Below are 20,023 nucleotides of genomic sequence, written 5' to 3'. Positions count from 1 at the left end.
TGTGGCACGAGCACCGATCGGACGTCAACAACTACTCGACGCCGCGCGCGACGAACTGGTTCACGCCAACGGCACCCTGGAGCTGAGCGCGCTGACCCGCCGCACCGGCCTGAGCACCGGCGCGCTGTACCACCACTTCGGCTCCAAAGTCGGTCTGCTGGCGGCCATCTGGGACGACTTCTACGAGGGCCTGAGCCGGGCCATCGCCGACGACCGGCTCCCGGCCGACAGCGACTGGGCCACCCGCGAGCGCGCCCGCACCCACTGTTTCGTGGCCTTCCACTTCGAGCACCCGCTCGCGGCGCTGCTGCTCAACCGCGCGGCGCCCGATCCGGGCCTCACCGAGATCGAGGCCGTCTACATCCGCAATCTCGGCGACGCGGCCGCCACGAATATCCGCCGCGGGCAGGCCACCGGCGAGATCCCCGCCGATCTCGACCCCGACAGCGGGGGCGCGTATGTCATCGGCGGCCTGCGTCACGGCATCGCCCAGCAGTTGCGCGTACACCCCCGTCCACCCGTCGACCTTGCCGCCGAACGCCTTTGGCGCTTCACCGCCGCGTCGCTGTCCCTGCCCTGATCCGCGAAAGAACTGGCGATCGCGCCCGCGGCCGCGTATCACTGCGTGCTATGTCGATCTCCACGGCCGACCGGCTGGCCATTCACGAATTGCTCGCCCTGCACGGCCATCTCAGCGATGCCGGCGCCTTCGACCGCTTCGGGGAGGTCTTCACCGAGGACGTCGCCTACGACCTGACCGCCTACGGCGCGGGCGTGGTCACCGGCCGGGACGCCCTGCGCGATCTGGCGCTCCAACTGGGCGACGGCAACCCGCTGGGACATCACGTCACCAATATCGTGGTGTCGCCGACCGATTCCGATACCGCGCGGGCTCTGTCGAAGGGCCTCGCGGTCGCGACCGACGGCACCACCGCCAGTGTCACCTACGAGGACATCGTCGTCCGCACCGCTTCCGGCTGGCGCATCAGCCGGCGCCGCGTCGTCCCGCGCCGGCGACCCCTCCACCCCTGACGCTCCGGCAAACCCGAGGCGCTCGCTCCCCGAACCGCCACCTGGGTGCTCATCGGCGCTCAGCCGCACGGGTGCGGGGTGCTGGGCCTGCTCATCGAGGAACCGAAACCGCGGTGGCAGTTTCGGTAGACGCGCGGATGCCCCCGTTGAGCGGACGCCTGATAACACCGAGGGTGCGTCAACGGGGGCGTGGGGTCACCGCTGTGGATCCGTCCGATCGACCACCTCCTTCCCGCTCTACCCCGGACGATGTGCCCGTGCTCCGATCGCTGCCGTCGAGCATGCCGCGTGCCGCGGGATTCCATTACGGCCGAAAGTCCCTGTCCCCCCGGGAACATGGCCATCACCGATCCCGAATCGCCTCGGGGTCGCGCTGATCGAGCAGAGCGAGGTAGGCGTCGAGTTGGGCTGCGCCGGTGAGGAGGTCGCGGCTGCGGGTGGTCAGGCGTTCTTGCCAGGCGTCGAGGAAGACGGTCAGAGCTGCTGTGCCGCCAGCGGTTCGGAGTGCGTCGAGGAATTGGGTGATCTGGGACAGCCGGTGGTTGCCGCGGCGCAGTTGGCGGGCGATCTCGGCGTCGCGAACGCAGTCCGGGCCGTAGTGGCGGTAGCCGGTGGCGCGATCGCGTTCGGGATGCAGGATGCCCTCGGTTTCCCAGGTGCGCAGGGTCGCCGGGTGCAGGTCGAGGCGGCGGGCGAGTTCGCCCACGGTCAGCGACCTGCGCGAGGCATCCGGCGGGATCGGGGTGGACAGGCTGTGCAGGGCCCTCGCGACGTCGGCTCGGGTGGCGCGTTCGGTGTGCAGGGCGAGGTGGGTGGCGTCGATGAGCCGGTAGGCGGCTTCGGTGTCGCGGCGGTGGATCGCGCGCATGATGTCGGTGGCCGGCTGATGGCCGTGGCCACGGCGCAGCGCCAGGAAGGCGCGCAGGGCCTGGGCATGCAGGGGTGTGTAGAGCCGGTAGCCCGTCTCGCTGCGTTCGGTGGGCGGGAGGACGCCTGCCTCGTCGTAATTCCGGATGGCCTGTGCGGACAATCCGTGTTCCCGCGCGAGATCGATCGGTCGCAGATCGCACCTCCGTTTGAGGGTTCGGACACCTGATACGTGGTCACGCTCGGGCAAGTTTCACACGAACCTTCAACGATAGTGTCGAAGGCAGTTCCTTCTGGAAGGGGTCTCCATGTCAACTGCCACCGCACTCCAGGCCATCGGCCGCCCGATCGACGACCCGGAAAGCCTGGGCCGCGCCCTCGACGACCTGCTCGCCACCCACACCGAACCGCCCGCCCTGTTCGCGCTCGGCGAGCCGACACACGGCATCGCCGCATTCCCGTTGCTGCGCAACGATGTTCTCGGCCACCTCGTCGAACGGGGTTACCGGTCAATCGTTCTGGAGACCGACTACTTCGCCGCGTCCATTGTCGACGGCTATGTGTGCGGCGCGTCCACCGAGATCGACACCGTGCTCGCCACCGGGTTCAGCCACGGTTTCGGCGCGGTGCCGGGCAATCGAGAACTCGTCGAATGGCTCCGCGCGCACAATGCCGCCCGCGCGCCGGAGGATCGGGTGCATTTCCACGGCTTCGATGCCCCGGTGGAATACGCCGGCGCCCCCGGCCCACGCCATGCCCTCGCCCGGGCCGCCGACTGCCTGCCCGACGCCCTGCGTCCCGAATCAGTAAGCAAACTCGACGAATTGGCCGGTGAGGATGCCGACTGGACCAATCCGGCCGCCATGTACGACCCGGCGGCATCCATCGGCAATTCCCCCCGAGCCCACGCCCTCCGCCTCCTCGCCGACGACCTCGCCGGCGCACTGCACCGCGCCTCCCCCGGCCTGCGCCCCGCCGACCCCGCCGCCTACGACCGAGCCGTGTCCTACGCCCGCACCGCCCAGGGCCTGCTCCGCTACCACGCCGCCACGGCCACCGATACTCCCGACCGCATCGACACCGTCCTCAGCGTCCGCGCCGAAATGATGGCCGGCAACCTGCTCGCCATAGTCGCCCAGGAGCAACACCGGGGCCCATCCCTGGTCTTCGCCCACAACGCCCACCTGAGCCCCGCCCACGATGACACCAAGAGCTGGGGAAATGCCGGTGCGCTCGTCCATATGACGCTGGCGGACCGCTACCTGTTCGTGGCAACCGACGCCAGCCCCGCCCCCGACCCGAACACGCTCCAGCACTCACTGGCGGCAGCCACACCCCACCGCAGCCTCTTCCCAGCGCCTGCCCTGCGCGCCGCACTCTCCCCGTCAACCGGCACGAGCACACCGATTGTGCCCGGCCACATCCCACTCACCCCCGCCGACCTGTCCGGCGCGGCCGCGGTCGTCTTCATCGCCGACACCGACGGAAAGCGCCATCAGTATTGGTAGCGGAACCGGCGGCATCGAACCGATGCATCAACGGGAGAGCTCACCGGTGAGCAGAAACTGTTCCAGCCGAACAGAATACGGCGTCGGATCGATGCCCTGTCCCGTGAGCCAGGCCTCGCTGTAGTACTTGTCGAGGTAGCGTTCGCCCGGGTCGCAGAGGAGGGTGACGACGCTGCCCCGGTCGCCTCGGGCGAGCATGCCGGAGATGACGGCGAAGGCGGCCCAGACCCCGGTGCCGGTGGAGGCGCCGCAGCGGCGGCCGAGCAGGCGCTGCAGGAGGTGGACGCTGGCGACCGAGGCGGCGTCGGGGACGCGGATCATGCGGTCGATGGCGTGCGGGAGGAAGCTGGGTTCGATGCGCTGGCGGCCGATGCCCTCGATGCGGGATCCCCTGGCGGAGGTGGTGTTTCGGTCGAGGGTACGCCAGCCTTCCAGGAACGCCGAGTTTTCGGGGTCGGCGACGCAGATGCCGGTGTCGCGCTGGGTGTAGTGGACGTAGCGGGCCAGCGTGGCGGAGGTGCCGCCGGTTCCCGCGGTGGCGACGATCCAGCTCGGTTCGGGGTAACGCTCCTGTTCGAGCTGGCGGAAGATCGATTCGGCGATATTGTTGTTGCCCCGCCAGTCGGTGGCGCGCTCGGCGTAGGTGAACTGGTCCATGTAGTGGCCGCCCCGTTCCCGGGCGAGCCGGGCCGCGACCTCGTACACCTCGCTGGGGTCGTCGACGAGATGGCAGGCGCCGCCGTGGAATTCGATGAGGTCGATCTTGGACCGCACCGTGGAGCGCGCCATGACGGCGATGAACGGCACGCCGATCAGCTTGGCGAAGTACGCCTCCGACACCGCGGTGGATCCACTGGACGCCTCCACCACCGGGCGGCCGGGCCGCAGCCAGCCGTTGCACAGCGCGTACAGGAACAGCGACCGCGCCAGCCGATGCTTGAGACTGCCGGTGGGATGGGTGGATTCGTCCTTGAGGTAGAGGTCGATGCCCCATTCCGGCGGTAGCGGGATGGTGAGCAGGTGGGTGTCGGCGGAGCGGTTGCCGTCGGCCTGCACCTTGCGTACGGCCTCGCGCAGCCAGCTCCGGTACTCCGGGTCGGAGCGGTCGATGTCGGTCTCGTCGGCGAGCGTGTCGTCCTGGATCACAGCCATCTCGGTGTCCTTCTGGTTCAGGCCGGCGAAGCGGAGCGGGGCGCCTTCGACGCTAGCCGGGAATCCGGGTTTCCCAGTGTGACCTGGGGCGATATTTCCCAAGCAGCTGTAATAGGGGGTGAAAGCTCCGCTAATGGCCCGGTGCGGTGACCCGCGCGCCGAACGAGGCCACCATCGGGACTAGTGCGAGACGGCGGCCTCCACCAGCCGCGCGGACTCCCGCAGTCCGCCGATCACCGCGCGCACGGCCGGAACCGCCTCGAGTTTGGGCAGGGTGACCGCCAGCACCCGCCGCTCCATGGCGGGTTCCACCGGCAGCGAGCGCACCGCTCCCGGCGCCGGCACACCGGACAGCGCGAGTTCGGTGGCCAGCGCGACACCCAGCCCCTCGGCGACCAATCCGGCGACCGCGCCCGGATTCTCGGTGGCATAGGCGATGTCGGGATGGAATCCCGCGTCCGCGCAGGCGTCGACGAGGTGTCCCCGGCACTGCGGGCAGCCAGCGATCCACGTCTCCTTCGCCAGTTCCGACAGCTGCATCGGGGTGGTGCGCGCGGTCCCCGCCAGGCGGTGCCCGGCCGGCAGCAGTGCCCGCAGCCGATCGGTGAGCAGGGTGTGCGCATTCAGCTCGGAGAGGTCGGGACTAGCTGCGTCACAGGAGCTTTCGCTGTCCGGCACCTTGCCGTGCGGATAGTCGAAGACGATCGCGATCTCGCACTCCCCCGCCCGCAGCATGGCCACCGATTCCGGCGGCTCGGCCTCGATCAGGGCGACCTTCAGCCGGGGTTCCGCGGCCTGGATGCGCGCAATGGTCTTGGGCACCAGCAGATTGCACGCGCTCGGAAACGCCGCCAGCCGGACCGTCCCGGCCCGCAGTGCGGTGAGCGCCCGGATCTCGGCCTCGGCCGCGTCGAGACTGCCGAGCACGGTCGCGGCGTGCCGGGCCAGCGCCGAACCGGCCTCGGTGAGCTGCAGCTGATGGCCCGACCGGGTCACCAGCGCGGTGCCGAGCACGCGTTCCATGGCCTTGATCTGCTGGCTGATCGCGGGCTGGGTGTAGCCGAGCTGCCGGGCGGCGGCGGAGTAGGACCCGGTCCGCGCGACCGCCCTGAAGATCTTCAGCTGCCTGATCTCCAGCATGGTCCCCATCCTAGGCACACCAGGTCGTGGGGCCGGGAAAGGCGCTGGTCAGACCGCCAGACCGAGATTGGCCACCAGGCGGCGAACCCGGAGTTCGATCGCGTCGCGAATGCCGCGGATCTCCTCGATGCCCCCGCCCGCCGGATCGGGCAGCGGCCACTGCTCGAAGCGGTGCCCGGCGATGATCGGATCGGTGTCACCGCAGCCCATGTCGACGACCACGTCGGCGGCCCGCATCAGCTCATCGGCCCACGGCTTGGGGAATTCGTCGGCGATGTCGACCCCGCGCTCGGCCATGGCGGCGACGACGAGCGGATTGACCACAGTGTTCGGCGCCGAGCCGCACGACCACGCCGACGCCCGGTCCCCGGCCAGTCGATTGAAGAATCCGAGCGCCATCTGCGAACGTCCCGCATTGTGCGTGCACACGAACACCACGGCCGGACCGGTGCGGATGGCACGTCCCTCGACGCGGGCCAAGGCCGTCAACCGTTCTCGCGCGAACCGCTCGGCGACCCCGGCCAGCCGGGCGCGGTCGATGCCGATGGCGTCGAGGTGAGCGAAAGAGTTGTCGAGGATGCGTGCGACGGTGGTGGCGTCCACCACCGAGCCGAATTCCGCCGTCAGCCGTTCCGAGGCCTCCTCCGGGATCATCGGGTCCGCATCGGAAGCGGTGGAAGGCAGGGCGGCGCCGGATGTCTCGTTCACGATCGCTCCCTCTGCACGTTGGTCAGCCTATCCCCGTCCTCTGGTCGCTGCTGGACCGCGAAACGCCACCGGCTCGCGGTGATAGGCAACCGCTACCGATACGCAACCATCAAACCCCGTCCCGGCACCGCTCGTCGAATGGCTTCGCGCACAGCGAACATTCGGACACAACGGGCAAGTGTGATCACGGCCATGCATCGGGCATCAAGGAGAAATCGGTCACACCCGAGCACCCGCCACGCATCCACGCCTCTGCCGATCAGACCAGGACCGGTGTCAGCGGCTCGGTGAGCGGGTCGAAATCGTCTGCGGGAAGCCCAGTTTCGAGGTCGTCGTCTCGGCGCTCACGGCGGTACGGCCAATGCAGCAGGGCCAGTCCCACGAATCCGGCCAGTGCGGTGGCGATGCCGATCTTCCAGCCCGGCGGACGCCAGGCGACCACCAGGTCGGCATCGCGGGCGCCCGGCGGGATATCCACGGCCACAAAGGTATTCGCGACCGTATGGAAGCCGATGTCGTGGCCTTCGAGGGTGACTCGGTAGCCGGAACAGCAGCCCGAGCAGCACGGCCGCCGCCACGCCACGGCGCCGGACCCCGAAACGTCCGTGGCGGCTCAGCCACAGGCACACCAGCACCAGCGAGCCGACCGCCAGCATGGGCAGGACCCGCGCGGGCCAGCGTAGCGGGCCGATCCGCCCGGGCCCCCGCGGTCCACATCAGGAAGATGACCGCGAACAACACCGGTCCGGCGTATTCGCGCGCCGACCGCCGCACCGCACCCCAATCGATAAGGCCAGCAGCGGAATCAGGAACCAGGCGATGTAGACCATCGGGAACGGCTGTACGTATCCCCACCAGCCCGTGAATGCCGGAACCGTACTGGGCAGGCTGGCATTCATCGACTCCGACCACGGCACGGTCAGGAAGTCCCCGGACAGAATGCGTTCGTTGCCGCGCCAGGTGACCGGTGAGGACAGCATGCCCGGCAGAGACGTATCCAGCCCCACCGCCCCCGCGCAGGCCGCCACCGCCAGCAGCCGCAGCGCGGGCCGCCAGGGCGCTGCCGCACCACCTCGCCGACCGCCACGGCCCGATCATCAGCGCGGATTCGACTGCGGGAAAGACATATTGGACCGAGATGGCGAGGTACAGGTACACGAACACCGGTATCGGCCCGGTGGTCCAGCGCCGCTCGTCCGCCGGCGTGCGGGTGTACCGGATAGCGGCGGCCCACGCGTGCAGCATCCACGCGGTACCGGTCAGCGAGGTCGCCCAGCCGGCTTCGTCGAAGAACAGGAACCAGCCCGACAGCGGAAAGGCGATGGCCGCCAGCGCCGCCCACGATCCGCGCGCCCCGTAGGCGAGGCACACGCGGAACACGCCGAGCGCCGCGATGATCGAGAAGATCAGCTTCACGATGGTCACGTCGAGCGCAAGATTGTCCATCGTGGGCGCGAACCAGTCGACCAGCAGCTGCGGCGGATTGTAGAGCCCTGCTCCTCCATGGAGTAGTTGCCCGACATCCATTCCCACGGCACCAGCGCCGGGAAGCGCCCATCGTGCAGGTGCCGTCCCAGCATCACCCACATCGGGGCGTACTGCGATTCGGTGTCATCGGTATAGAAGTGGCGGGGATTGGCCAGCAGCACCGACGCATACCCCGCGACCACGCCGATCACCGTGACCATTCCCCACCGGCACCCGTCGGTCCGCAGACGGAGTGCAGCACGATTTCCCACGATTCGGAGACCCTACCCGATACAAGCAGTATGCAACAGTTGCCATCTGCGTGAGTTCGATTCCGTCACGAAGCCGATGCCGCTGCACACGCCCACGGAGCAACCGGCAGGATAGGAGCAATCTGGCAGCGGCAGAACGTGCGGAGGTAGTGGTGGCGGCGAAGGACGCGGTGGCCGTGGAGTCGGTGGACGAGATCACCGATGCCCTGCTGGGCGCGTCGCGATTGCTCGTCGCGCTCTCGGCGCGCTCGCTGGCACTGGTCGACGACTCCATCACCATCCCGCAGTTCCGCACCCTGATGATCCTCTCGACCCGGGGGCCGTCGAAGGTCGTCACGCTGGCCACCGCGCTGGATGTCCAGCCGTCGACCGCGGCCCGCATGGTGGACCGGCTGGTCGGCGCGGGACTGGTGGACCGCAAACCGAATCCGGACTCCCGCCGCGAGCTCATCATCGAATTGACCGGGCACGGACGCGAAGTCGTCGACGCGGTGACCGCGCACCGCCGCCGCGAGCTCGCCGCCGTGGTGGAGCACATGCCGAAAGCCGACCGCTCCGGCCTGATCCGCGCCTTGACGGCCTTCACCCGCGCCGGCGGCGAGACCCCGGCCGACCTCGATATCGACAGCTACCAACTCTGATCCGTCTGCGTCGCATTCTCTTCGGCCGCACGGAATCTCATCACGGCGGGTGAGGGTCAGGCCGTGGCGTCGGCGAAACTGTCACCGCTCAGCACGGGAACCGCTGCGCTGCCGTCGATCTCGACAGCGATCGCCACATCGTCGCCGAATCCGATGGCGGCCAGCTCCCGCCCGGAGGCGCAGTCACCGATCAGCGCGGGCACGTCGGGAATGCCCGAGTAGCCGGCGTGCGCGGCCATCGACTCCGGCGACAAAGGTCCGGCTCCGTGCTCCGACAGTGCCGCGATGACCGCACCGGCTCCGAGCCAGTCCTCGATCGCCGGGCGCAGCACCTCCCGCCCCGGCCAGTGCTCACCGGCGGCGATCACCCCGACCGGCCGATCCCCGGTGCCCCAGCCCTGCTTCACGATCCACCGGCCCACCGCCGACGCGTTCCGCAGGCAGGCCGCCACCACCGGAATCCCCTCGACGGCAGCCGAAATGGCCGACCCGTTCGGCGACGGCAATACCAGCCGTTCCGGCGCGGGCGCCCGGCGCAGTGCGGCCGGGGACAGCGACCACGGATTCGCGGCGCTCATCGCACTGCGGCCGACGGCCAGCCGGGCATCCCGGGACACCGCGAAATCCGCTGCCGTGGAATCGCGTGCGGGATACGGGAACACCCGGGTACCGGCCTCGGCGGCGACCGACACCGCGGTCGTGAACGACAACACATCGATCACCACGAGCACCGCACAGCCCGGCCCGAGTGCCCGCGCACCGGTCAGCCCCCATTCGAAGCGCACTCCGTACCCGTCCTGCCTCGACCATGCGGGCAGCTCCGACATTCCGATTCCCCTCTCCGTTCATGCCGTCCACCTGGTATTCGCTGTGCGTCAGCCACGATTTCGGGCAGCAGGAGTGGGCATTGTCGCATGGCGGGGCGTTCGGAGCGCGGTTGGCTTGCGGGGCATGGCAGAGGAGAGCAGCGGTCAGGGGGCGGGCCGGGGAGTCAGCCGGCGCGGGTTGTTCACCGCGACGGCCGGGGCCGCGGCGGCGGGGATCGAAGCGGGGGCGGCGGGCACGGTGGCGTTGCGCTCCGAGGACGGGAGCGGAGCAGTCGAATTATGGCCGAAGCCAGCAGATTCGGAGGCTCTCGCAGTGCGCGGGGTGCATCTGCAGTATCGCGCGGACGCGGCGCGGGAGGCGGTGGTGTCGTGGCATACGGTGGTGTCGATCCGCCCTGGCGCAGGACCGGGTGCGCATTCGAGCGCAGGTGGCGACGGCTCCCCAAGCCTTTTGTGGCTCAGCGCATGCGGTTGCGGGAGCTGAGCTGGTCGCGGAATTGGCCAGGGGTGAGCCCGGTTTCCTCGCGGAACGCTCGATAGAAGTGGCGGTCCGTCGCGAAACCGGACGCGGAGGCGACGGCGGCCAGGGATCGGGAGGGGTCGGCGCGGATGAGGCGGCGGGCATGGGCGATCCGGGTGCGGCGGACGATCCCGCCCGGCTCGCCGAAGCCCTCGCAGACCCGGTACAGCGTGCGCCGCGAGATCAGGCAGGCATGCGCGATCTCGTCGACCGAGAGGTCCGGATTCGTGAAGTTCTTGCGGATGTAGGCCAGCACCTGTTGCCGGGTATAGAGCGAATCCGATGGGCCGGGCGAACTTTCGCCGTTCGCCAGCAGCAACGCCGACGCCATCATGCCGGCGGCGTCGCTGCCGAAGACAGTGACCGCACGCGCGATGTCGTCGGGGGGTAGCTCGGCCAGATTGCGGAAGAAGCCGGCGACCACGCCCAGCGCCCCCGTGGCGGGGACGGCGGTGGCGGTGGGTAGCTGGTCGCGGGTGAGGCCGGAGTGCTCGAGCACCAGCTGCAGCGGGGCGCGTACCAGCGTCGACAGGCAATTGTCGGTGGTGCGGCTCTCCAGCGGCACGCCACTGTCGAAGAACGAGATGGTGCCGGGCTTGCATTCGGCCGTCTGGCCGCGCTGCTCGGTCCAATTCGTTCCTTCGAGCACGATATTCACCAGTAAGAACTCACCGGTCGACTGCGCCACCATCTTTTTTGTCCGCAATGCCCGTTGCGCGCTGGCCTGCATGCGCGACACCGCGAATCCGTCGAATTGAGTTGTGGCGACTTGTCCGTGCCAGTGACCTGTGCGCAATGGCTCGATCACCGACGGTGCGACCGCATCCGCCATCAGGGCTTCCCACTGCTCGAACGCCTGACGTGGCGAAAGGGTCGAGGACGACGAGATCTCGACAGCGCCGAAAACGGCTTGCTCCACGTCGGTAATCTTCCCACCACATATCGCTCAGCAACCACGTTTCGAACGAGTTCCGTCCGTGGTCGGTGACCAAGGTCCCCACCATGGCCTCACCGTAGCGGTGAACCGCTCATGAGCAGGGCGGTCAATGTATACAGACGCTCGATTCTAAGCGGCGATCCAAGATCTTTGTAGTGCCACAATGGGGTTCGCGTCGAATCGGCCGTCCCGGCGTCATAGCAATCGGCAAGAAAATGTGAGACCGGCGCAATCCACCGGCCACCGAACGCTCGGCCGACGGTTCCGCGCAGGCGCACAGCACGTGCACCGCGCCCGCCGTCTCCTCCGCGGTGGGATGCCACATACGCCAGGATCCGCCCGGCCGCTGGGTCTTCGCCGTCTCGTCCGCGTCCGGGATATCGCGCCAGACGGCGCGGCCCTGCAAGCCTGCGCAGTGTTCGACATTGGTCTGCTGGAACATTCGGGCCGCGCGCAGGGGCGAGCGGCAGTGATCGTCGTCGGCATCGGACACCTTCGCAAGTCGTTCCAGCAGTGCCGGAATCGTGCACTCGATCGCCTCTAGACTGGGCAGTCGTTCCGGAAGAAGGACTTCCGGAACCGCGAAGAGGAACTCGCTCCCACGCCGCGCCGCGCACGCATTCGCAATCGATCGGCGCGTCGGCGGCGTGCCCCCGCAGCACGCACACCGCCGCCAGCGTGGGCAGCACCCGATAACGCCTCGGGGCGTGCGGACTCCCCCAGCTGCCGTCGCCGTTCTGGGTGCGCGCCAACGCATTCAGCGCCAGCCACGCCAGCGTCGCGGGCAGCACTCGGGGTGTTTGCCACAGCCGTCCGACCACGCCGGCCGTAGCGTAGGGCGACCCGCTGAGCATGTCGTCGGGGTCCTCGTCGGCGACCTTGATCAACTGCCACAACGACATCAGGGCGGGCTTGCGGACCGCGGCGGTGGATTCCTCGTACACGATGGCTCGCAGGGGTTTGCGGACCCGGACGGGAACCCCTTCACCGTACCTCCGGCACTCGTTGTGCGGCCGTCCGCGGTCCCGGCGAAATTGGTTGCCGCTCTGCGGATCTTGCGAATCCGCGAATATCTGCCCGAAATGTCGGTTATGCTGACCGCCGGAGGGATCCCGCCTCCACCCGAGTGAACCCAGGTGTTACCGATGAACGAACACGACTTGCGGCACCTGGAGATCCCGCTTCCGTTCTCGCCGCAACGGCATACGAAGAGCGACCGGGCGCAGGAAAGAGTTCAGATCTGGGCACAGCGTTTCGGATTGCTCCAGGACGAGGCGGCCGCCCGCAAGTTCGAATCGCTCGGCTACGCGCGATTCTCGGCGTATTGGTGCCCCACCTCGTCTTTCGCCGACATGCTCCTGGTCGCCGAATGGATCACCGTATTCTTCGTCTTCGACGATCTGCAAGATCTGGCCATCGCCACAGGCCGGCTCGACGACTACGACCGCCTCCGGCACGCTGCATTGCAGGTGGTGCACGAGCGCGGGGTCGCGGGTCCGGTGCCGCCCGTCATCGCAGCTCTGTCCAATCTCTGCACCCGTACCTTCCCGCGTAATTCCGAGGCTTGGGCGCGCCGATTCGCATTGAATCTGGAATTGTGGCTGGTCGGTCACGCACGCGAGAATGCATTTCGTCAGGCGGGCAAATCACCGAGCCCGGACGAATATCCGCGACTGCGCCGGGACGCGTGCACCGTATTGCCGACGGTGGATTTGGCAGAGGTGATCGAGCACACCGAAATTCCTGACGCCCTGTATTACGGTCCCGCGTATCAGAAGATAATCGCCACCACCGCGGATATCATGTGCCTGATCAATGATCTGCATTCACTGGCAATCGAAACCGACTCCGAGGACACCATCAATCTGGTGACGACTCTGCAGCATCATCTGGGAATGGATCTGCCGCAGGCGGTGACGGAAGTCCGCCGTTCGATAGACGTCCGAATCGCCGACAATCAGGCCGCGGCTCAGGCAATTACGGCAGAAATGGATGCGCTGCGGCTGCCGCCGAGAATCCGCAATGGCGTCCGCCGCTGCATTCGCGACTGCCAGTCCGCCATAGCCGGAATGGAACTGTGGGATCGCACCGACACGGTGAGATTCACACCGGACGCGGATCTGCGTGATGCCCGGAACATCGACTACGGCAACGGTTTCCTCGATCGGGTGTGATCGCCGGAGTCCGCGCTAGGGGGATTCGCGCAGGGTGTAGCCGACCCCGCGCACGGTGTGGATGAGCGGCGGGTGGCCGGTGTCGATCTTGCGGCGCAGCTGGCTGACGAAGGTCTCCACCACCCGGTCGGCGCGGCCCTCCTCGGCCTGCCACACGCGATCGAGGATCTGGCGCTTGCTCACCACCTTGCCCGCATTGAGCATCAGGTAGTGCAGCAGCTTGAATTCCGTGGCGGACAGCCAGATCTGTTCCCCGGCGCGGAACACCAGGTGCGTGCCGGCGTCGAGTTCCAGGTCGGCGAAACGCAGCCGGCCGGGTCCGTCCTCGCCGGGCCGGGTGCGGCGCAGGATCGCGTGCAACCGCAGAATCACCTCTTCGAGGCTGAACGGCTTGCTCACGTAGTCGTCGCCGCCGGCGCTGAGGCCGGCGATGCGGTCCTCGACGGCGTCGCGAGCGGTCAGGAAGAGCACCGGCACCTCGCTGCCAGCCGCGCGCAGCCGCCGGGCGACGGTGAATCCGTCCAAGTCCGGCAGCATGACATCGAGGACCATGACATCGGGTCGCCGCCGGGTCGCCGCCTCCAGCGCGCCGCGCCCGGTGTCGGCCGAGTACACCTCGAACCCGCTCAGCCGCAGCGCGGAACAGAGCAGGTCCAGAATGTAGGGCTCATCGTCGACGACCAGCACGGTCGCCGCCCCCGCCGGGGCGCGATCGCTCACGCTCGCCACCCTATGCGCACCCGCGCCCCACACCGATTCATACCGGTCATCCTTGTTGCCGCCACCACCGCTCCAGCTCGGCGTCAGCTGGGCGTTTCCTGTGAACGCCGGCCGGTGGCACCGGGCGTGTCCGATATCGGGAACACGATCCGGAACGTCGTGCCGGACCCCGTGCCCGTGAGCAGCTGGATCCGTGCGCCGTGCGCGGTCAGCACGGCCGCGACGATCGCCAGACCGAGGCCGGAACCACCTGCGCGCGAACGGGATTCGTCCACCCGATAGAAGCGGTCGAACACGTGCTCGGCCTTCCCCGGCGGGATACCGGGCCCGGTGTCCGACACCTCGGCGATCACGGCCGCAGCGCCCGCGGGCAGTTCCGCCCCGGCCGCCGCGACCACCCCGGCGCCGCGCGGCTCGACATCGGCCGCCCCGGTCCGGGGCAAATCCGCCCGGCCGCCCGCGGTCTCGGCGGGCACCGCGCCCCGCCGGATCCGGACATCGATCCGCGCCGCGGCGGGGGTGTGCACGAGCGCGTTGCCGACCAGGTTGGTCAGCACCTGACGGAGCCGGTGCCCGTCGCCGACGACGTGGACTGGTTCGTCCGGAAGACGCAGCCGCACAACGCGTTCCGGCTGCCGGACCCGTGCGTCCCGCACCACCTCGTCGGCGACGGTGGACAGGTCCACGTCGGTCAGATCGAGCGGGCGCTGTTCGTCGAGCCGCGCGAGCAGCAGCAGATCGTCGACGAGCACACCCATGCGCGCGGCCTCGTCCTCGATGCGCCGCATCATGGTGGCGACCTGGGCCGGGTCCGCGCCGCCGCCCATCCGGTACAGCTCGGCGTAGCCACGGATCGAGGTCAGCGGCGTGCGCAGCTCGTGCGAGGCGTCGGCGACGAAGAGCCGCATGCGCGACTCGGATTCCTCGAGCCGCCGCATGGTGGTGGACAACCGCTCGAGCATGACATTGAACGCGGTCCCCAGCCGCCCGACCTCGGTCCGGGTGTCCGCGTACTCGACCCGGCGCTCCAGATCCCCGGCGGCGATGGCCTCGGCGGTGTGCTCGATGCGCGACAGCGGCAGCAGGCCGACCCGCACCAGCCAGGCCGCCACGCCGCCCAGTACCAGGATCAGCCCGGCGCCCGCGACCAATTCGATGGTGCGCAGTTCCCGGGCGGTGGCGTAGTAACCGTCCAGCGGCATGACGACCGCCGCCTGCCCGCCGTCCGGCTGGTCCTCGTTGGGCGGTTGCGCGACAGTGCGCACCCGCCACGGTGTCCCGTGCGAGTCGTCGACCTCGAAGATCTTGCTCCCGCGCGCCTCGACCGCGGCCCGGTCCATCGCGGGCAGGGCCAGATCGTTCGCCCCGACCCCGATCTGCCCGACCTGCTGTCCCGCACTGTCGAAGAACTGGATCTGGAACGTCGACGGCAATCCCTGCACCGTCGAGGTGGAACGCGGCGGCGGAGGCGGGTGGCTCTGAGCGGCCATATCCGCCGCCACCGAATTCAACTGCCCATCGATCCGCGCGAGCTCCGATCGCATCAGCGCAGCAACGCTCAGCACCCCGAACGCCGTCAGCCCCACCGCCGCGATCGCCACGACCGCCACCAGCAGTCGCGTCCGCAGGGTCCACCGCCGCAGACCCCGAACCCGCCGCGCCGCACCACCTCCTACGGTCGCCGTGCCGGCCGGTAGATCGCTCACGCCACCCACCTCAACACAGCCCAGCGCCGCTCCGCGTACCCCTGCACCAGCACGCGCCGCTCCTCCCACCCCGCATCCTCCGGCTCCCTGACCACCCGAACTCCTTCCGCCGCGCCGCAACCGCCGAACCGCCCCGACCGTATCCGCCCAACCTCTGGCCAACTCGAGAACCACCGCTCAGCCCGCAGCCGGGACTCGGTGCATGCGGTGCCGACCATCAAAGCAGCCCGGAACGGGTGCGACGCCGTGGTTGGATTCGGCCGCGTCCGTGCGCCGGGTTCGGGGCACAGCGGAGGCGCAGGGTGCTCACGCGGCATTGCCAGCTGGTTCCCAGGTTCGCACCACATTCCCCCGAGGGCGGGCGATCAGGATCGGCTGCGAGAACCGCGCCGGAGCAACGGCATCGCGCGGTGAATGAAGGGACGTGGATATGACATCGACGACGCAGCGGCCGGGGGTGGCCGGGGCGCACCGGCTGACCGAGCGCAGCGGAATGGATCGTGAGAACTGGTTCGGGCGCGCGTTCTTCGGGCCTCCGAAGCAACCGCGGTGGGCGCGGCCAGGTCTGCTCGGTCTGCTGGCCGTGACCGCGGTGCTGTATCTGTGGGACCTCACCAATTCGGGGTGGGCCAACGAGTACTACTCGGCGGCCGCACAGGCGGGGTCGCAGAGTTGGAAGGCGTTGCTGTTCGGGTCGTTCGACGCGGGCAATGCCATCACCGTGGACAAGCCGCCCGCGGCGCTGTGGGTGCTGGGTTTGTCCGGCAGACTGCTCGGCTTCTCCCAGTGGTCGGTCCTGCTGCCGCAGGCGCTGATGGGCGTCGCCTCGACGGGTCTGCTCGTCGCGACAGTTCGCCGGCTCAGCGGGCCGGGCGCGGGGCTGGTGGCCGGGGCGATCGCCGCGCTGACCCCGGTGGCCGTGCTCATCTTCCGATTCGACAATCCGGACGCGCTGTTGGTCCTGCTGCTGGTCGCGGCCACCTACTGCACGGTCCGCGCGATCACGGCCACCGGGGACCGTCTGCTCTCCGCGTCGACGCTCTGGCTGGTATCGGCCGGTGTCGCAGTCGGCTTCGGGTTCCTCACCAAGATGATGCAGGCGTTCCTCATCCTGCCCGGTCTCGCCCTGGCATATCTGATCGCGGCCAACGCGCCACTGCGGCAGCGGATCTGGAGCCTGATCCTGGCCGGCGTCGCCGTGGTGGTCTCGGCGGGCTGGTACATCGCGCTGGTGGAGCTGTGGCCGGCGGATTCGCGGCCGTACATCGGCGGTTCCACCACCAACAGCCTCTGGCAGCTGGCGGTCGACTACAACGGCCTGGGCCGGATCTTCGGCGGCCACGGCAACCCGGGCTCCGGCGGGGGCGGGGGCGGGTTCGACCTGCCGGAGGGCATGCACGGCGCCCCCAGCTTCAGCGGCGCCAATGGCATTACCCGCCTGTTCAATTCGGCGATGGGCGCGGAGATCTCCTGGCTGCTGCCCGCCGCGCTGATCGGGCTCGTCACCGGGCTCTGGCTCACCCGCCGCGCCCCGTGCACGAACCGCACCCGGGCGGCTTTCCTCCTGTGGGGCGGCTGGCTACTGGTCACAGGACTGACCTTCTCGTACATGAGCGGCATCGTGCACCCCTATTACACGGTCGCGCTGGCCCCGGCCATCGGCGCGCTGGTCGCCCTGTCGGTGCGTGAATTGTGGTCCCGGGCAGGGCATCCCGCCGCACGGCTGACGCTCGCGGCCATGGCCGCCGTCACCGGCGCCTGGACCTTCGTCCTGCTGCACCGCACTCCCGACTGGCTGCCGTGGCTGCGCTGGACGATCCTCGCCGGCTCGATCCTGATAGCACTGGCCCTGGTCGCGGGCACCCGGGGCTCCCGCCGCTACGCCGTCGCACTCGCCACCGCCGGCCTGCTGTTCGGGCTGGGCGGCACCGGAGCGTGGGCGATCGCGACCGCTGGTCAGGGCCACAGCGGTGGCAGTCCGAACTCGGGACCCACCAGCCAGTCCTTCGGAGCGATGCCCGCGGGCGGTCCCGGCTCCGGCGTGGACGCTCCCGCCCAGTCGCCGGTTGAGGACTCCGGCCAACGGCCCGAAGGCTTTCCGAGTGGCGGCCCCGGTGACGCGTCGGCCGCGCCGGGCGGGAACGGACCTGGTTCCGATACGGGGAGCAATGCCGAGCTGGTCAGTCTGCTCTCGCACACCGGCGGACGGTGGTCGGCCGCGTCGGTCGGCTCGATGTCGGCGGCGACGCTCGCCCTGAAGTCCGGTACCTCGGTCATGGCCATCGGTGGCTTCTCCGGCGGCGACAACTCTCCCACGCTCCAGCAGTTCCAGCGGTATGTGTCGACCGGTCAGGTCCGGTACTTCCTGGAAGGCTTCGCCATGGGCGGTTCGAATTCCACCGCCGCCCAGATCACCGAGTGGGTGAAGTCCCACTTCGCCACCGTCACCGTGGGCGGAACCACCGTCTACGACCTGTCCCAGCCGGTGAGTGCGTGACCCACGAACAGCTGCGCCGGCCCCGTCCGGGGCCGGCGATCGAGCTCTATTTCGCCTCGGCCGCCAACAATCTCGTCGCCGCGGCCCGCACCCTCGAGGAGATCCGCCTCGACGTACCCGACCCGCACGGCGTGCGGGTCCGGCTCTCCGCCTTCGCGCGGGTCAGCCACCAACTGACCGAACAGCTGGTGTGCCTGCTGGTCGCCGAACGCTACGAGACGCCCGATCGCACCGAGCTCTACCGGGTGACCAGCGCCCTCGACTACGCGGTGGACCGCCTGGAATCGGTGGGCCGGATGATCGAGATCCATGGCCTCACCGCCTTTCCGGACGAGGTCCTCGTTCTCATCCGCCGGACCGCCGACGCCGCCTGGGCGACCTCCCAGGGCCTGGCGCTCGTACGGTCACCGCGGACCATGCCGGCGTATTGGCTGGAGCTGAACCGGATCTCCGGCGACACGGACCGGATGCTGCGCGCACTGTACACCCGCTGCTTCGGGATGGACTGCCCCGCCGAGGCGGCGGCCCTGCGTGACGTGAGTACCGAAATCGCTGACGTCGTCAGGCTTTTGGCCATTTCGGCCTGCACCATGCAGGGCGTGATCGACCGCTGGACCCAGCCGCAGGGGGTGCAATCGAACTGACCGGACCGGCTGTCAGATCAGTGCGTTGTGCCGGTGTATGCGCCGGCGCACGTCGGCCATCATGGTGCGGGTGCCCATGGTGCGCAGGAACTTCGGGATGAAACGGTTGACGAAGCCGACGAACAGGAACAGGTGCTCGAAGCGGCGTTGGTCGGCGGCCGTCCACTCCACACCGAGTTGCTCACGGAAATAAGGCGGCAGGTAGCCGACGGTCAGGAAGCGCAGCAGTCCGCCGAAGATGACCCGGAGATACCAGTGGATCATCCGCAGGTGCAGTAGATCCTCGATGAAGCGGCGGATCTTGTCGTCGGCGGCCACCTGACGGCACGCCCCGACCCAGTATTCGTCGAACTCGGCGCGGGTCCCGGGCCACATCTCCTCGGTCACCTGCAGTGTGGTGCCCAGCGGTGCGGCGGTGGAGTAGAACGCCTCCGCCTGTTCGGGACTCATCCGGCCGTTGAGCAGCTGGTAGGAGTCCTCGAACCCGATGTAGAGGCAGGCCGCGACCCACATCTGCAGGTCGCGGTCGAAGGCGTTGTACTTCACCGCGGCACCGGGTTCCGACTTCACCTGGCGGTGCGCCACATTGACCGCTTCCCGGAAGGCGATCTTCTCCTCGGGCGTGCCCAGGATGGCCACCGCCAGATAGGAGGCCGTGGTGCGCAACCGCTTCCAGGGATGCACCATGAGCGCGCCGGATTCCACCCTGCTGTCGGCGACCCCGTGGCCGACGCCGGGTCGCGCCATCTGCATGGCGACATTCGCGGCGGCCCCCGAGAACTGCCAGAAGTCCAGCGCGTCTTCGAGTTTCGGCGGCCGCTTGGTGTCCGGGCGGTGCACGCCAGGGATGTGGATGCGCGTCTGCTCCAGGGTCGGGGTCGCCGCGTCCCCGGCTGCCGGTGCGGACGCCACCGAGATCCGCCGGACCCGGGGTCTGCCCCTGCCCCCCGCCGGATCCGGATTCGACTGTGCCTCATCATCATTCCAGCCGGACGGCTGCGCTGCCCCGGTCGTCATTTGGGTTCCCTCTCTCCGTGGCAGTCACGGCGTATCCGACCCCTGCCTGGATACTCCTCACCGAACCTGCGCCGAGCACCCCGGCACGGCTGCTATGTTACCGCCTATTCTCACACTCAGACAGTCTTTTGACGTAGGAATTACAGATAACTTAGATACTCGGCTCCGGCAGTAACGAGCCGACACGGGCGTTA

General features: G+C 68.9%; 18 protein-coding genes and 1 pseudogene. 7 read left to right on the top strand and 12 right to left on the bottom strand.

Annotated features, from left to right (window positions below):
• Nucleotide 1: 1 nt before the first annotated feature.
• Together ACFXKA_RS29810 and ACFXKA_RS29805 are read left to right on the top strand one after the other, a co-directional pair.
• Complete coding sequence (locus tag ACFXKA_RS29810; RefSeq protein ID WP_379429829.1) at nt 2–580, top strand: TetR/AcrR family transcriptional regulator; 579 nt, start codon at nt 2–4, stop codon at nt 578–580.
• 50 nt (nt 581–630) lie between these two features.
• Nucleotides 631–1,032, top strand: coding sequence for a nuclear transport factor 2 family protein (locus ACFXKA_RS29805; RefSeq protein ID WP_379429828.1), 402 nt, complete (start codon nt 631–633; stop codon nt 1,030–1,032).
• A 343-nt stretch (nt 1,033–1,375) separates the two neighbouring features.
• Here ACFXKA_RS29805 and ACFXKA_RS29800 read toward each other — a convergent pair whose 3' ends face one another.
• Complete coding sequence (locus ACFXKA_RS29800) at nt 1,376–2,095, bottom strand: MerR family transcriptional regulator (protein ID WP_379429873.1); 720 nt, start codon at nt 2,093–2,095, stop codon at nt 1,376–1,378.
• A 112-nt stretch (nt 2,096–2,207) separates the two neighbouring features.
• Here ACFXKA_RS29800 and ACFXKA_RS29795 point away from each other — a divergent pair, with 112 nt between their 5' ends.
• On the top strand, nt 2,208–3,407 hold the full coding sequence (locus tag ACFXKA_RS29795; protein WP_379429827.1) for an erythromycin esterase family protein: 1,200 nt from the start codon (nt 2,208–2,210) through the stop codon (nt 3,405–3,407).
• A 27-nt stretch (nt 3,408–3,434) separates the two neighbouring features.
• Here the strand turns inward: ACFXKA_RS29795 and ACFXKA_RS29790 are convergent, their stop codons facing one another.
• The 5 genes and pseudogenes from ACFXKA_RS29790 to ACFXKA_RS29770 all read right to left on the bottom strand — a co-directional run.
• A complete protein-coding gene (locus ACFXKA_RS29790; protein ID WP_379429826.1) occupies nt 3,435–4,559 on the bottom strand; it encodes a PLP-dependent cysteine synthase family protein in 1,125 nt (374 codons plus the stop codon).
• Nucleotides 4,560–4,739: 180 nt separating this feature from the next.
• Nucleotides 4,740–5,699 carry a LysR family transcriptional regulator gene (locus ACFXKA_RS29785; protein ID WP_379429825.1) on the bottom strand — a complete coding sequence of 320 codons (960 nt, stop codon included), beginning with the start codon at nt 5,697–5,699 and terminating at the stop codon, nt 4,740–4,742.
• A 48-nt stretch (nt 5,700–5,747) separates the two neighbouring features.
• Nucleotides 5,748–6,407 (bottom strand): arsenate reductase ArsC, encoded by a 660-nt coding sequence (locus ACFXKA_RS29780; RefSeq protein ID WP_379429824.1) that lies wholly within the window; start codon nt 6,405–6,407, stop codon nt 5,748–5,750.
• A gap of 259 nt (nt 6,408–6,666) precedes the next feature.
• On the bottom strand, nt 6,667–6,885 hold the full coding sequence (locus ACFXKA_RS29775; RefSeq protein WP_379429877.1) for a hypothetical protein: 219 nt from the start codon (nt 6,883–6,885) through the stop codon (nt 6,667–6,669).
• Nucleotides 6,886–6,952: 67 nt separating this feature from the next.
• Nucleotides 6,953–8,095 (bottom strand): annotated as a pseudogene (locus ACFXKA_RS29770) (hypothetical protein); the annotation flags it as partial.
• Nucleotides 8,096–8,298: 203 nt separating this feature from the next.
• On the opposite strand from ACFXKA_RS29770, the gene ACFXKA_RS29765 reads away from it, so the two are divergent.
• Nucleotides 8,299–8,787: a MarR family winged helix-turn-helix transcriptional regulator gene (locus tag ACFXKA_RS29765; protein WP_379429823.1), complete on the top strand. Its 489-nt coding sequence runs from the start codon at nt 8,299–8,301 to the stop codon at nt 8,785–8,787.
• Nucleotides 8,788–8,843: 56 nt separating this feature from the next.
• On the opposite strand, the gene ACFXKA_RS29760 is transcribed toward ACFXKA_RS29765, so the two are convergent.
• The 3 genes from ACFXKA_RS29760 to ACFXKA_RS29750 form a co-directional block, all read right to left on the bottom strand.
• Nucleotides 8,844–9,614: a 2-phosphosulfolactate phosphatase gene (locus ACFXKA_RS29760; protein ID WP_379429822.1), complete on the bottom strand. Its 771-nt coding sequence runs from the start codon at nt 9,612–9,614 to the stop codon at nt 8,844–8,846.
• A gap of 458 nt (nt 9,615–10,072) precedes the next feature.
• The gene (locus ACFXKA_RS29755) at nt 10,073–11,053 is read right to left on the bottom strand and encodes an AraC family transcriptional regulator (protein ID WP_379429821.1); all 981 of its coding nucleotides are present in this window, start codon (nt 11,051–11,053) and stop codon (nt 10,073–10,075) included.
• A 124-nt stretch (nt 11,054–11,177) separates the two neighbouring features.
• A complete protein-coding gene (locus tag ACFXKA_RS29750; protein WP_379429820.1) occupies nt 11,178–11,564 on the bottom strand; it encodes a hypothetical protein in 387 nt (128 codons plus the stop codon).
• Between the two features lie 667 nt (nt 11,565–12,231).
• Here ACFXKA_RS29750 and ACFXKA_RS29745 point away from each other — a divergent pair.
• Nucleotides 12,232–13,245: a hypothetical protein gene (locus ACFXKA_RS29745; protein WP_379429819.1), complete on the top strand. Its 1,014-nt coding sequence runs from the start codon at nt 12,232–12,234 to the stop codon at nt 13,243–13,245.
• A gap of 15 nt (nt 13,246–13,260) precedes the next feature.
• On the opposite strand, the gene ACFXKA_RS29740 is transcribed toward ACFXKA_RS29745, so the two are convergent.
• Together ACFXKA_RS29740 and ACFXKA_RS29735 are read right to left on the bottom strand one after the other, a co-directional pair.
• Nucleotides 13,261–13,974, bottom strand: coding sequence for a response regulator transcription factor (locus ACFXKA_RS29740; RefSeq protein WP_379429818.1), 714 nt, complete (start codon nt 13,972–13,974; stop codon nt 13,261–13,263).
• 74 nt (nt 13,975–14,048) lie between these two features.
• The gene (locus ACFXKA_RS29735; RefSeq protein WP_379429817.1) at nt 14,049–15,671 is read right to left on the bottom strand and encodes a sensor histidine kinase; all 1,623 of its coding nucleotides are present in this window, start codon (nt 15,669–15,671) and stop codon (nt 14,049–14,051) included.
• Nucleotides 15,672–16,101: 430 nt separating this feature from the next.
• Between ACFXKA_RS29735 and ACFXKA_RS29730 the strand changes: the two genes are divergently transcribed.
• Together ACFXKA_RS29730 and ACFXKA_RS29725 are read left to right on the top strand one after the other, a co-directional pair.
• Nucleotides 16,102–18,168 carry an ArnT family glycosyltransferase gene (locus ACFXKA_RS29730; RefSeq protein WP_379429816.1) on the top strand — a complete coding sequence of 689 codons (2,067 nt, stop codon included), beginning with the start codon at nt 16,102–16,104 and terminating at the stop codon, nt 18,166–18,168.
• Nucleotides 18,165–18,812, top strand: a complete 648-nt coding sequence (locus ACFXKA_RS29725; RefSeq protein ID WP_379429815.1) for a hypothetical protein — start codon at nt 18,165–18,167, stop codon at nt 18,810–18,812. The genes ACFXKA_RS29730 and ACFXKA_RS29725 overlap by 4 nt, the downstream gene beginning before the upstream one ends.
• A gap of 12 nt (nt 18,813–18,824) precedes the next feature.
• Here the strand turns inward: ACFXKA_RS29725 and ACFXKA_RS29720 are convergent, their stop codons facing one another.
• Nucleotides 18,825–19,829 carry an oxygenase MpaB family protein gene (locus ACFXKA_RS29720; RefSeq protein WP_379429814.1) on the bottom strand — a complete coding sequence of 335 codons (1,005 nt, stop codon included), beginning with the start codon at nt 19,827–19,829 and terminating at the stop codon, nt 18,825–18,827.
• Nucleotides 19,830–20,023: the final 194 nt, after the last annotated feature.

This window comes from Nocardia sp. NPDC059228, from assembly GCF_042754245.1.
In the GTDB taxonomy this organism is placed as follows: Bacteria; Actinomycetota; Actinomycetes; order Mycobacteriales; family Mycobacteriaceae; genus Nocardia.
Note: the sequence above shows the minus strand (reverse complement) of the source record. Positions and strands in the feature narration are given on the sequence as shown.